Annotated in this window: 14 protein-coding genes; 7 read left to right on the top strand and 7 right to left on the bottom strand. The window is 63.5% G+C overall.

Features of this window, described 5'->3' with window-relative positions; genetic code table 11:
- From Q0687_RS04220 to Q0687_RS04210, 3 genes are all read left to right on the top strand, one after another.
- A partial coding sequence (locus Q0687_RS04220; protein WP_298872648.1) for a tripartite tricarboxylate transporter substrate-binding protein occupies nt 1-191 on the top strand: 191 nt, incomplete at its 5' end.
- Nucleotides 192-360: 169 nt separating this feature from the next.
- A complete protein-coding gene (locus tag Q0687_RS04215; protein ID WP_298872646.1) occupies nt 361-1,632 on the top strand; it encodes a DUF2157 domain-containing protein in 1,272 nt (423 codons plus the stop codon).
- On the top strand, nt 1,629-2,225 hold the full coding sequence (locus tag Q0687_RS04210; protein WP_298872643.1) for a GDYXXLXY domain-containing protein: 597 nt from the start codon (nt 1,629-1,631) through the stop codon (nt 2,223-2,225). The genes Q0687_RS04215 and Q0687_RS04210 overlap by 4 nt, the downstream gene beginning before the upstream one ends.
- On the opposite strand, the gene Q0687_RS04205 is transcribed toward Q0687_RS04210, so the two are convergent.
- On the bottom strand, nt 2,222-3,637 hold the full coding sequence (locus Q0687_RS04205; RefSeq protein ID WP_298872641.1) for a PLP-dependent aminotransferase family protein: 1,416 nt from the start codon (nt 3,635-3,637) through the stop codon (nt 2,222-2,224). The two genes, Q0687_RS04210 and Q0687_RS04205, sit on opposite strands and share 4 nt — an antisense overlap.
- 108 nt (nt 3,638-3,745) lie before the next feature.
- On the opposite strand from Q0687_RS04205, the gene Q0687_RS04200 reads away from it, so the two are divergent.
- On the top strand, nt 3,746-4,606 hold the full coding sequence (locus Q0687_RS04200; RefSeq protein WP_298872638.1) for a DMT family transporter: 861 nt from the start codon (nt 3,746-3,748) through the stop codon (nt 4,604-4,606).
- A 10-nt stretch (nt 4,607-4,616) separates the two neighbouring features.
- Here the strand turns inward: Q0687_RS04200 and Q0687_RS04195 are convergent, their stop codons facing one another.
- Nucleotides 4,617-5,831: an EAL domain-containing response regulator gene (locus Q0687_RS04195; RefSeq protein WP_298872635.1), complete on the bottom strand. Its 1,215-nt coding sequence runs from the start codon at nt 5,829-5,831 to the stop codon at nt 4,617-4,619.
- Between the two features lie 307 nt (nt 5,832-6,138).
- Between Q0687_RS04195 and Q0687_RS04190 the strand changes: the two genes are divergently transcribed.
- A complete protein-coding gene (locus Q0687_RS04190) occupies nt 6,139-6,450 on the top strand; it encodes a hypothetical protein (RefSeq protein WP_298872632.1) in 312 nt (103 codons plus the stop codon).
- Nucleotides 6,451-6,551: 101 nt separating this feature from the next.
- Here the strand turns inward: Q0687_RS04190 and Q0687_RS04185 are convergent, their stop codons facing one another.
- Nucleotides 6,552-7,715 carry a hypothetical protein gene (locus Q0687_RS04185; protein WP_298872629.1) on the bottom strand — a complete coding sequence of 388 codons (1,164 nt, stop codon included), beginning with the start codon at nt 7,713-7,715 and terminating at the stop codon, nt 6,552-6,554.
- 339 nt (nt 7,716-8,054) lie between these two features.
- Between Q0687_RS04185 and Q0687_RS04180 the strand changes: the two genes are divergently transcribed.
- Nucleotides 8,055-8,675: a helix-turn-helix transcriptional regulator gene (locus Q0687_RS04180; RefSeq protein ID WP_298872627.1), complete on the top strand. Its 621-nt coding sequence runs from the start codon at nt 8,055-8,057 to the stop codon at nt 8,673-8,675.
- Nucleotides 8,676-8,716: 41 nt separating this feature from the next.
- Here the strand turns inward: Q0687_RS04180 and Q0687_RS04175 are convergent, their stop codons facing one another.
- The 4 genes from Q0687_RS04175 to Q0687_RS04160 all read right to left on the bottom strand — a co-directional run bounded on the left by Q0687_RS04175 (nt 8,717) and on the right by Q0687_RS04160 (nt 11,188).
- Nucleotides 8,717-8,965, bottom strand: coding sequence for a hypothetical protein (locus tag Q0687_RS04175; protein WP_298872624.1), 249 nt, complete (start codon nt 8,963-8,965; stop codon nt 8,717-8,719).
- A gap of 98 nt (nt 8,966-9,063) precedes the next feature.
- Nucleotides 9,064-9,459 carry an Hpt domain-containing protein gene (locus Q0687_RS04170; RefSeq protein WP_298872621.1) on the bottom strand — a complete coding sequence of 132 codons (396 nt, stop codon included), beginning with the start codon at nt 9,457-9,459 and terminating at the stop codon, nt 9,064-9,066.
- Between the two features lie 133 nt (nt 9,460-9,592).
- Nucleotides 9,593-10,288, bottom strand: coding sequence for a Crp/Fnr family transcriptional regulator (locus Q0687_RS04165; RefSeq protein ID WP_298872618.1), 696 nt, complete (start codon nt 10,286-10,288; stop codon nt 9,593-9,595).
- 198 nt (nt 10,289-10,486) lie between these two features.
- On the bottom strand, nt 10,487-11,188 hold the full coding sequence (locus Q0687_RS04160) for a Crp/Fnr family transcriptional regulator (RefSeq protein WP_298872616.1): 702 nt from the start codon (nt 11,186-11,188) through the stop codon (nt 10,487-10,489).
- A gap of 487 nt (nt 11,189-11,675) precedes the next feature.
- Between Q0687_RS04160 and Q0687_RS04155 the strand changes: the two genes are divergently transcribed.
- Nucleotides 11,676-12,143 carry a response regulator gene (locus Q0687_RS04155; protein WP_298872613.1) on the top strand — a complete coding sequence of 156 codons (468 nt, stop codon included), beginning with the start codon at nt 11,676-11,678 and terminating at the stop codon, nt 12,141-12,143.
- The last annotated feature ends 444 nt before the right edge of the window (nt 12,144-12,587 follow it).

Below are 12,587 nucleotides of genomic sequence, written 5' to 3'. Positions count from 1 at the left end.
CCGCCGATGTCATCAGCAGGCTGAACGCGGCCTTCACGAAAGCCCTGAAAGATCCCGATGTGGCCGAGAAGATCAAAACCCTCGGCGCAGAGCCGGCGCCGAATTCGCCGGAAGAATTCGGCCGCTTCATCCAGAACGAAAGCACGAAATGGGGCAAGCTGATCAACGAGGCCGGCATCAAGGCGAATTAGGCAACCAAGTCAGATACTTCGTTCGATGAAGCGCTGCAACGCGCGGACAATCGCGTTCTACTGTGCATGGGGTTGTTTTCGAGTTTTGGTCGAAGGGGACTCACTTGAACCTCCCAACCGCTCAGCCCGACCAACCTCCCGCGGCCGGCAGGGAGCCTGATCCACGACCATGTTCGACAAGACTTACCGGCAGCGCCTCGAGGCCGACCTCGCGCAATGGGAAGCCGATGGCGTGATTGCGCCGGCGGCAGCAGCCTCCATCCGCAATGCGCTGCCGCCACTCGCACCCGGCATCAACATCGCTGTTATCGTTGCCATCGTCGGCGGCCTCTTGATATCAGCCGCGTTCCTCGCCTTCGTCGCGGCGCACTGGACCGAGATCGCGCGCCTGCTGCGGTTTGCGATCCTGCTGGCCGGCATGATCGTCGCCGGCGGTTTCGGGGCGTGGTTCGCAGCATCCGGCCGCACCATTCTCGCCGATCTCTGCGCCAGCATCGGTGCGATCATCTTCGGCGCCGGCATCGCGCTGGTCGGCCAGATGTATCATCTCGGCGACGACTTCGCCGGCGGCATGCTGCTGTGGTCGATCGGCGCCTTCGCGGCCGCACTGCTGACCGGCTCGCGCGGCGCGCTTGCGGTTGGTCTTGCCGCCGCCTGCATCTGGACCTGCATGCGCGTCTACGATGCGCCCGATGCGCTTCATCTCCAGTTCGTCGTGGCCTGGCTCATCGCCGCCGCGATCGCGTTCGCGTGGAACTCGCGCGTCGCCGCCCATCTGGTCGCGATCGCAGTCATTCCCTGGTGGATCGCGACGTCGCTTCGTTTCGACTTCGATGGCGCCCAGCCGTCCTTCTTGCTGGCGCACGGCGCGGCCCTGTTGTTTGGCGGTGGGCTCGCGATATCAGCCGCGCCATCGCCGCGGGCGTACCGGCTTGGATCCGTCCTGTCGATCTACGGCGCATTTTCGCTGGCCGTCGTTGCCTTCCTGGAGGTGACGACAGTCGACGATCTCTTCCGCCTTCGGACAACGACGATCGAGGCCCAGCCGCAATGGGCGATTGCGTGCGGCGTCACGGGCGTGATTCTCGCGCTCGCGTCCGCTGGCATCACGCGGCGCGCCGGCGAAATCCTCGCAGCCTGCGCGATCGGCCTTGTGCTGCTCGCCGCGCCGATCTGGCCGGCCTCCGCCGCCGGCGAGCCATGGTTCGCCTATGCCGCGCTGCTGTCAGCCATGCTCTGCCTCGCCGTCTCCGGCGTGCTCGATGATGTGCGTCCCCGCATCGTCGCCGGCTGGCTCGGCATTGCTGGCGTCATCGCTGCGATCACCTGGGCGGTGAAGGGCTCGCTGCTGCGCCGCTCGGCCTTCCTGGCGGTATCAGGCATCATCGCCGTCGTGTTTGCATCCGCGCTCAATCGCATGCTGCCGAGGGCCGGGCGATGATCGAATCCATCACAAAATTCTGGGCGCGTATCCCGAAAGCCGTGCTGTTCGGCGTCGCCATCCTGCTGCAATGCGCGCTGCTGGTTCTGATGGCTGTCGATCGCATGCAGATCCTGCGTGAGGGGCGTGAGGTGACCTTGCAGACACGGCCGGTCGATCCCCGCGATCTCCTGCGCGGCGACTACGTCACGCTCGGCTACGACATCTCGCAACTGCCGGCAGGCGCACTCGCCGGCCAGCCTTCCGCCGAGCGCAACCCCCTCGTGTTCGTCAAGCTCGCGCCCGATGCCAACGGCCTCTATCAGGCCGTCTCGGTGCATGCCGCGCCTGTCGCTGTCACGGCGGGCGAGGTGCTGATCCGGGGCCGCGTCACCTATTCCTGCGGTTCAACCAACCGCATTTTCTGCGACAAGCTGACAATCAGATACGGTCTGGAAAGCTATTTCGTGCCGGAAGGCGAGGGTAAGAAGCTCGAGCAGGCCCGCAACGAGCAGAAGCTGCGCGTCGTCGCCGCCGTGCTCCCCTCAGGCCGCGCCGCCATCAAGCGGCTGCTGCTCGACGGCGAGCCTGTGTATGAGGAGCCGTGGTACTAGCGCTGCGCCTGCAACGCCCGCCGCAGCACGTCCCACATGCGCGGATCGGTCATGTGCGCGACGTTGAAGCGCAGGAAGTCTTGCGCGGTCTGCGCCACGCTGAAGACATTGCCGGGTGCCAGCACCACGTTCTCTTCGAGCGCGGTACGCGCTACCGCGGTGGCATCCTGTCCGTCGGCGAGGTTGCACCACAGGAAGAAGCCGCCGCGTGGCATCAGCCAGGGCTCGATGCCGAGCGCCCCGAGCTTTCGCGCGACATCGCGACGCGTCCGCGTGAGCTTTTGCCGGAGCTCGTCCATGTGCTTGCGATAGCTGCCGCCAGCCAGGACTTTTGCGATGATCTCGGTCGCGACCGGGCTTGGGCCGCCAAAGGAGGTTGCGACCTGGAGATCGACGAGATGCTCGATCCAGTCGGCCCGCGCGGCGATATAGCCGCAGCGGACCGAGGCCGACAGCGTCTTGGAGAAGCTGCCGATGCGGATCACCCGATCGAGTCCGTCCAGCGCAGCAAGACGCGGCGATCGCTCCGGCTCGAAATCGCCGAAGATATCGTCCTCGATGATGGTGAGGTCGTGGGCGGCCGCCGCGATCAGCAGCCGGTGCGCGGTCTGTAGCGAGAGCGTCGCGCCGGTCGGGTTGTGCAACGCTGAATTGGTGATGTAGAGCCGCGGGCGCTCGCTGACGAGGATCTGCTCGAAGCTGATGACATCGGGTCCCGCAGGCGTGTAGGGCACGCTGACGATCTTCGCCTGATGCGCGCGCAGCAGTGCACGAAAATTGAAGTAGCACGGGTCGTCGACCAGCACGGTGTCGCCGGGACGCAGCAGGAAGCGGCAGATCAAGTCGGTGGCCTGCGTGCCCGAACCCGTCAGCATCAGCTGATTGATCGGGGCCTCGATCCCGTCTTCCGCAAGGCGTGTGAGCAGCAGCCGGCGCAGCGCGAGCGAGCCTGACGTCGAGCCGTAGTTCGTCAGCACGCTGGCATCGCTGCGGGCAAGCGCGCGGGCGGCACGTCGCAGTGCCGCCTCCGGCATCCATGTCGGCGGCAGCCAGCCGCAGCCGGGCTTTGGCACGGCATCGTCCGTATCGAGTGATTGCCTGGAGACCCAGAACGGATCGACCGCGCGGTCGCGGCGCGGCTCGACCTCGGTCAAGGCCAGCGGCGGCGCAGCGGTCGGCGAGACGTAGAAGCCCGAGCCACGGCGGGCGCGGATCAACCCCTCGGCGGCGAGGCGATCATAGGCTTCGACCACCGTGGACGGCGAGACACCCATCGCGGCGGCAAGGCTGCGGATCGATGGCAGGCGGTCGCCGGCACTGAGCGCGCGGCCGACCACCTTGGCGCGGATCGCGCCCATGACGTCGATGGTGCGCGTGCCGCCGCGCCCCTTTGTCTGCGCCTCGCTATCCAAGGTGTATGACCTTCCATATCCATACAGTTCTACCAGATTGTATGGGATTGTGACTGGTTTTGCCATCGGCCCGGGCCGAGTATCGCGGCCCAAAATGGCAGGATGGACATGCAATTCGCAGGCAACGGCTGGGGCAACGGGCTTCTCGGCGTCATCATCTTCAGCGGCTCCTTGCCGGCGACGCGCGTGGCGGTCGGCGGCTTCTCGGCGCTGTTCCTGACGTCGGCGCGCGCGATCATTGCCGCGCTGATCGGTGCGGCCGTGCTCGGCTTGCTGCGCCAAGCGTGGCCGGAGCGGAAGGATCTTGCCTCGCTCATCATCGTCTCGATCGGCGTCGTGGTCGGCTTTCCTCTGCTGACGGCCCTAGCGCTTCAGCACGTCACCTCGGCGCATTCGATCGTCTTCATCGGCCTTTTGCCGCTGTCGACGGCGACCTTCGCGGTGCTGCGCGGCGGCGAGCGGCCGCGGCCGCTGTTCTGGCTGTTTGCCATCCTCGGCAGCGCCACGGTCGCGGGCTTTGCTCTGTCGAACGACGGCTCGGCCTCGCTCGCCGGCGATCTGCTGATGGTCGCTGCGATCGTGCTGTGCGGGCTCGGCTATGCCGAAGGTGCCGCGCTGTCGCGCCGGATCGGAGGCTGGCAGGTGATCTCCTGGGCGCTGCTGCTGGCGCTGCCGCTGCTGCTGCCCGTCATGATCTGGACCTGGCCGCCGACATGGAACGGCGTCGGCCTGCCGGCCTGGATCGGGCTTGCTTACGTCTCGATCTTCAGCATGTTCGTCGGCTTCATCTTCTGGTATCGCGGCCTTGCGATCGGCGGCATCGCGCGGGTCGGCCAGTTGCAACAGCTGCAGCCGTTCTTCGGGCTCGCGCTGGCGGGCTTGCTGCTGCACGAGCCGGTTGCATGGAGCATGATCGCCGCGACGGCGCTCGTGGTCGTCTGCGTGTTCTTCGCGCGGCGATACGCCTGAAGTTGTCGCCTCACTCCTGCCCCATCACCGTCCGCGTCAGCGCGCTTCTGGCAAATTTCTTCAGCGGCATCGGCTTGCCGAACAGATAGCCCTGCACGAGATCGAAGCCGAGCTCGTTCACGGCCATCAGGTCGGCCCGGCTTTCGACACCTTCCGCGACGGCGCACGCGCCGTAGCCCTGCGCGAGCTCGACGATATGACGGCACACCGTGCGCTTCAGGCGGTCATTGCCGCAGCCGGTGACGAAGTGCCGGTCGGCCTTCAGCTTGATGAAGGGGATCTTGTCCAGCCCCATCAGCTCGGGCCAATTGGCGCCGAGATTATCGACCGACAGGCCGATATTGTGGAAGCTCATCTCGCGCGCGATCTCGGTCAGGAAAGCGAGGTCGTGGATCGCCTCATTGCTGGCAATCTCGATCGTCAGGCCCCCAAAGGCGGGATGAACAGGCATGCGGCGGCAGAGATCGCGCACGGCCTGCGGCTCCTTCAGATAAGGCGCAGGCAGGTTGATCGACAGATCGACCGCGCTCTGCCGCTCGAGCAGATAGTGCCAGTCCTGCAGGGCGCGCTCGATCACGAACTCCGACAAGTCGCGGAAATGCGGATCTTGTTCCTCCGGGATGAAGTAGGCCGGCGGCACCACGCCCCAGGTCGGGTGGCGCATTCGCACCAGCGCCTCGGCGCCGCGGCGAACCAGCGAGCGCGCGTCGATTTTCGACTGGTACCAGAGCTCGAGCCAGCCCGCATGCAGGGCCTCGCCGACATGCACGGCCGGACTCGGGGCCGGCTCCTCGGGCAGCAGCATCGCGACGCGCTCACGCAGCGTGTCGGCGGCAAAGGGCGTGGTGAGCGGCGGCAGCATCGCAAGCCCGTATTCCTCGCCGACCTGCTGCACGGCCTTCACGATGATCGAGTCGCGCGCACCGACAGCGAGCACCTTGCCGTCGAAGCCTTCACGCACCAGAATCTCCAGGAACTGGCCGGGCTCGATGCCGTCGGCGGCGATGCCGAGCAGGATCAGGTCCGGCAGATCGGTGGCGAGCATGGCCTGCAGCTCGCTCGCACCGCTGCATTCGCTGGTGACGAAGCCGAGATCCTCGAGCACCTCGCTCATGAAGTTGCGCAGATGGCGCTTGCTGTCGGCCACGCATGCGCGCGGCATCATCTTCCGCCGTCCGAAGGTCTTCAGCCTTCGTCCGACGAGCCCACCAATCCCGTCTTCCATCGCAAACCACTCCCGTTCCGTGACAGTGTGTTAACGGCGCGGGGGGCTTCAAATATGGTGAGCTTCAACACGATTGTTGAATTATCCTGATAACCTTAAAGCTCCCAACATTCGTAAAATTGTTCGGATCTTCTTCGAGAAGTTTTCACATCCGCCTGCGCTTCACGCGCAGCCGTGCGCTAGATCCGGTGAAATCTTGCGAGGAGCGGAGTGTCGATGCGCGCAGCCGATGTCCTGCAATTGGACTCGGCACGCGCGGACTTCGCCCAATTGAATAACGCCGGGCTCAATTGGCCCTGGCTTTGTCGTGTTCGGCCATGCCGACCGCCTTATAGTCATACGTCGGATAGAATTTCTCTGCGCCATCGCAATTGAGGTGAACGCGCACGTCGTCGCGCGTGACGGTTATGCGACAAACTCGCCCGGTCTGACGGCGGGCGAGTGTGAAGCAGCTCACACGTCCAATGCTGCATTTGCGCTATTGCTGCGCGCAGCCGGTGGTGGGCTGTCAGGGATTGCAGCTATGTCGATGCGGCGAATGATCTATTGGTGGTTCAGATGCGTGATGTCGGGACGATTTCTCAATCGCTTCCTGACGCTGCAGAACACGCCCGAATAGCGCCTGGCGCATGACCCGGCAAAGTCCGAAGGGGTTCATGCGCCAACGACAACCCAAAGCGCGACGGTGATGCATCTTCATCGCGTCGCGCGTTGGACGAATCAGGTCACCCCGATCAATTTGCGAAACGCTGCCGCGCCGTCCTGCACGGCGTCGCGGCCCTTCCAGGCCAGATAGCTCAGCTTGCCGCCCAAGGTGTCCTGGCTGCGCAGCCGCCGCGAGCCGAGGATGTGACCGACATTGGCGGGGAAGCGACTGACCTCGGCCGCCACCAGCGTGGCGATCGCGTCCATCAATTGCTGAAGCCGGACGCCCCATTCGCTCTGCTCGATACCGTCGATCCGGATCTTGAGCGAATGTTCGGCGTCGTAGATTTCGGTGAGCAGGTCGCGCGCGACCAGGAATCGGTTGTGGCGGAGCGCGATCCTTAAGGCGAGCCGCTTGTCGTCGAGCCGGTCCAGCACCATGGGAACGACGCACGCGTAGGGCGCCGTCGCAACCTCGTCAGCGCCCTTGCTCGCAGCCGCCTTGGTCGCAAGGTAGATGAGCCGCCAGAACGTCTTCAGGCGCCTCGCCACCAAGGCGAGCGCAAACGGCAGCGCATCAGGATGGGTTTTCTTGAAGGCGTCGAGTTGCGCGGTGATCTGCGCGACCTGGCCGTCGTCGAATTTCGTGATGGTGTCGGGTAGCTTCGCGTTGAACTTCGGCAGCGCGTCGCCGGCGCGCAGCACCTGCAGCATCTTCTTCACGTCGTCGAAGGCGGTGCGCGAGGCCGTGTATTGCGCGAGCTTGGCGCGCGCGAACTCGGTGCTCTCGGCCGACGCGAGGGTATTTTCGAGCACTTTGACGACCTTGCCCTGGAAGATCGTCGCGGTCTTCAGCACTTCCTTGGGATTGTTGGCGGTGACCTGGTCGTTGATCGCCTTGGTATAGTCGCGCGCCATGGTCGGCAGCAGATCGCGGCAGATCCATTCCCAGATCGGGGTAAGCGTGTTGCGCGAGATCCGTCCCGCATTGGCGTGCTCGGGCGCGCCGTCGATCAGCAGCAGCTCGAGCGGTGCGAAGAAATAGCGCGACGGATTGGTCGCGCGCGCATGGGTCGATCCATCCTTGCGGAATTCGGCGCGCAGCTTGGCCTGGATATCCGCCGAGCCCGGCATGTCGATGCCGCAGGATTCGAGTCGCTCGAGTTCGCTCAGCAGACAGCTGCGCGACAACGGCGTCAGCTTCTGCAGGAACTCCGAAAGCTCGTCGATCTCGTCCATTGCACGCAATCTCTTGCAACGTTTCCAGCGGGCCGACCGGCCCAATGCATGGAGGCATTTGCGCGCTCTCAATTGTGACACAGAGAAGCAAGTCGCCGTTAATTTATCCGTAAAAGGCGGGAGCCCAGGGTCCCGCCCGCGTGGCTCGCGTTAAGAATGAATTTGGTAGTTGCCTATTATTTAGGCAATTTTATCAACCTTTGCGGAGGCTAAAGCGGCGTAACGCAAGCATAAATTGTGCCTGTGCCGGCATTCCAGCACAAAGCTGACAAAATCACCGTAGTCTTACGGAGCAGAAAGTTAACCACGGGAGGCCCCGGGTTCCGCTAAACGAGTCACATGGGGTCACAGAACGACACGATTGCTGATTCGCGGCTGTCGGAAAGGTTCGAAAGCAGCGCTTCTGCGTCTGAAGAGCTCGATTTCGTCCGTCTGAATGCCGCCCGCGCCAGGGCGGCCGACGAGATGGCCGCGGCCATCGCACGCGAGCTGAAGGGCCCCCTGACTGCACTCCTGCTCTATATGGGCGAAATCAAGCATCACAGCGATCAGCTTGCGCCGGTCTCGAGCGACCGCGCCTATTTGCAGCAGGTGGTCGAGAACGCCCTGGCCCAGACCGAACGCGTCTGCGGCCTGGTCAAGCAGTTCACCGGCTCGCACAAGGCCGGCTTGCCCGCTCCGTCCATGACCGAGGATGCCGAGTTGCAGGTCGGCCGCACGTTGCAGGTGCCGCGCGAGGCGGGCGCCGAGCTCTCGAGCCTGTCGGGCAAGCGGCTGACCAAACGCGAACGCGAAGTGCTGAGGCTGATCAGCGAGGGTTTTTCCAACAAGCAGGGCGCGCTGCGGATGCAGATCAGCCCCCGCACTTTCGAGAGCCATCGGGCCGAAGCGATGCGCAAGCTCGGCGCGCGCAACACTGCGGACCTCGTCCGCGCGGCGCTGCTGCATTCGATCGATTGAGCTCGTCATCCGGCGCGGCCGTAGCGGCGGCGCCATTGCCCCTAGAAATAATCTTCGGCGAAGGGGCGCACGCGCGAAGTCGGCCGCAGCATCTTCGGCTCTTCCTTCGGCGTATTCGGGATGATGGTGATGGTCCAGCGTGGCGGGGTGGTCGATTCCTGCTCGAGCACGGAGCGGACAAAACCCGTCACCGTGGACTCGCCCGCCTTCACCGTGGCCATCCGGCCGTTGAACTGGGCGATGCGGAAGCGGCGGACCTCTTTCTGATCCGCAGTCTCATAGGTGAACATGGAAACCCTCCTGGTTTCCGGGGACTATCGCTACCTATGATTAGTCATCTGTGAAAATTGCAAACCGTATAAGTACGGCGGGCATTTGGGAGGGAAGCTCAGGCCTGCGGTTCCTGCGCCTTCGCGGCGGTAAAGGCTGCGTCCATCTGCTGCAGCAGATCGCCAAATTCGGCGTCGTCGAGCCTGTCGGCGGTGCCCTCCAGCCGCATCGCCAGCGTCGCGAGCCTGAGATAGCCGAACGTCCTGGCGGTGCTCTTGAGCGAATGCGCCTCGCGCGCGATCCGGCCGCGGTGCTGGCCGAACGCAAGCGTGCGAAACAGCTCGAGCCGCGCAGATGTGTCGCCCCAGAACACCGCGCGCACTTCGCAGGCGCCGTCCTCGCCGATCTCGCGCACCAGTGCCTCGAACGCGCCGGCCTCGCGCAGCGGCTCAAGCTCGCGCTGGGACGCGGTAGCGTGCGTGCCTGGCGCAGGCGCGAATGAGGCGTCGAACATGGTGGTCCCGGTCCCAATGATGCGGCGTCCGGGAAACTTAAGTCCTTCCGATTGCAGTTCTGGTCACAAGAAGCGCGGTGTTTGAGGGCTGAGCTAAGCACTTGCTTTACCATCCCCCGCTCCGTGCGCGCGGTCAGGGCCCGAGCAGCCGATCGTACTGGGCCTTGACGGTGGCGTAGCATTCGCACGCCGTCTGGCGCAGCCCCTCCAGATTGAGGATCTGGATGTGTCCACGGCTGTAGTGGATGAAATTGGCCTGTTGCAAGGTATTGGCGACCAGCGACACGCTGTTGCGCCGTGCTCCGATCATTTGCGCCATGGCCTCCTGCGTCAGCAGCAGCCGATAGTCGCCCGACAGATCATGGGTGTGCAGCAGGCAGCGGGAGAGCCGCGCCTCGACCGGGTGCGCCGCGTTGCAGCCGGCGGTCTGCTGAACCTGCGCGTAGACGGCGAGCCCGTGGCGCGTCAGAAGCGTTCGCAGGCTGTGACTCTGGTCAGCCGCCATGCGCAGCCGGTCGAGGTCGATCACCGATGCGACGCCGGGAACGAGCACGATGGCGGTGTTCAGCGCGCATGCATCCCCCAAGGTCGAGAACGCGCCAAGCAGGCTGTCGCGGCCGATCATGGCGACTTGCACATGCTCGCCCTTGGCGAGCTTCACGACCAGCGAGATCACGCCCCGGTGCGGGAAGTAAGCGCGCTTGAGTGTCTCGCCGGTCTCGACCAGAACGGCATCATGCGGCAGATCGACCGTGCGAAGATATGGGCGGATCAGTTCATAATCGTCTGCCGACAGCGCCGACAGGAACCCGTTGGATGGGCGCACCATCGTTTCCAAAGCTGCCTCCCGTCAGTCAAACAGTCATTGTTCGAAATCGATTCCTCGCTCGATAACAAGTTCCATCTTGTTCCCATCGGGATACATTGGCAATTAGGACATGTTGGTAGGCGCAGTTTTGGCGATGACTCGGTGACGCTTGCTGTGCACATCGGCATGCAGCCGTTGGTAGCGCTGACATCATCGAGGTCACGCCAACAGGCGCGCGTGAGTTGCCTTTCCGGTTGCATAGCAAGCACAGGAGGTTGCTTCCAGCGCACGCAGATCGGTGATCTCGATCCGGCCTCGGCTGTAGCGGATGATTCCGGCTCGTTGCAGCGCATGGGCGACCAGTGAAACGGCGTTTCGCTTTACGCCCATCATCTGGGCCAGTGTTTCCTGGGTCAGCGGGAGGGTTTGTCTGTCGTACAGATCGTGGGCCCGCAGCAGCCAGCGTGCCAGCCGGGCCTCGACAGGATGAAGCGTATTGCAGAGCAGGGATTGCTGCGCGCGCGCGAACAGGGCTTGCTCATGCCTGATAACCAGGCCGCACAACGGAATGCTCGCAGTCGCAACGTTGCGAAACGCCGCGATTTCAACGGCGGATGCAGTGCCCGGAAGGAGCACGATGGCGTCTGATACGGCGATTCCGTCGGCGAGGGCTGCGCCGCCGGCGACGATGCTGTCGCGTCCGATCATCGCCACTTCGATTGTCTGCCCTTCGGAGAGCCCCACCGTGATCGAAACGGCTCCGTCGTGCGGGAAGTAGACATATCGCAGCGCCGCATCCGTTTCGCTCAAGACAGTTTCTCTGACCAATTCAGTGGTGACGAGGTAAGGGCGCAACAGATCGAAGTCTGCTGCATCGAGCATTTGCAGCAGCTGGTTGGGCGGGCGGCCGCTCGCGATCATGTCGAAGCAATCCAACGCATGCCATGAGGCGTCCCAGAAACGTACCACGGGACGTCGGCGTCGCGCTTCGTCATCAAGTTGCGCGGCTACCAGAATATATTGTAATGGTTGTGTTGCTGTCTATATACCTGCTATACTTGTTGCAGGGCAGACAGCTTGCCGCATTTGCGGCGGAAATAAGAACTGCGTGCTGATTCGCGCACACACCCGGCGAGCCAAATCCGCGTCGCAACCCGGGAAAGTGTGGCAGGGGGCCTCATGAGCCGGAGACGGGCAACCGACGGCAGAGTTCGCATCCGTCTTTCCAGTGGATGTTCGCCGGTCCATGGTGTTTCGCTCATTCGCCGATTTTCTTCAGCCGTCAAACATGACTTCGCGCCGTTGCGAAGCTTGGCCGCGGACGTCGCCTTCATCCCGATCGCATGTTGCACCGGGCCGGTCGCACGCGCGGTCATCACGATTTCAATGCAAGCGAGAGGAGAACGGCGTGCGCCACGGTTCAATTCTTGAATCGCCGAAGCGGGAAATTCAAACAACGACACAAAGTCTGCGCCATATTCTCGTTGTCGACGACGACCCAATGGTGGCTATGGCCATCGAAATCTATCTCCAGCGAAACAATTTTCGGGTGACGATCGCGGATGGTGGAGAGGCGGGACTCCGCGCGATCGAGAACGAACAGTTCGACCTGATGATTGTCGACATCTTCATGCCGCACATGCGCGGCTTTGAATCGATCCGGTTGTTTCATGACCGCGCGCCCGCGACGCCGCTGATCGCCATGTCCGGCTATGCCTTCGCGGATCTGAATTCGCCGGCGCCCGACTTTCTGAGGATGGCGCTCGAGCTCGGCGCGGCGCGCTGCCTGCGCAAGCCGTTCACGCCCGATGCGCTGCTCGGCGCGGTCAGGGACTGTCTTGCCGAGCGCCATGCCGCCGCTGCGCGGCTGGGTTAGCGCGTTATTGTCTGCGACGCACGGCGGGTAAGAGTTCGTTTACCGCGAGCGCGGTCTTGCTTATGTCGTCAGCACATCGACCGAAGGCCGCATTTGCGATGCCAATCGCCGGTGATTTGATTCAATTGGCCCGGCCCTGACGTGTCTCCCGACATTGACTGGATTTTTTTGCGTCTGTCGTGACGCCGTTATCTCTGCGTTTACCTATCGCGTTTGCGGGCGGAAGCCGGATCGAGGATTGCCGAAATCCGCTATCGCACGAGGTCGAACCGCAAACTTCTCTTCAATATCCGTATTAGCACGGAGGATGAAATTAACGGGACCGTGAAAAGGGTTGTCTAACGATCTAGGAGCGGACTTCCGCCAATTCCAGGCGGTGCAGCATCGAGGTCCAGCTTAGTAAGGCGTAGCTCATGGATGATCTGTTGCGGGAGTTTCTGACGG

Origin of the sequence: uncultured Bradyrhizobium sp., assembly GCF_936928535.1 — a bacterium.
Classification (GTDB): domain Bacteria; phylum Pseudomonadota; class Alphaproteobacteria; order Rhizobiales; family Xanthobacteraceae; genus Bradyrhizobium.
The sequence above is the reverse complement of the archived record's forward strand: the minus strand, read 5'-3'. Positions and strand labels throughout refer to the sequence as shown.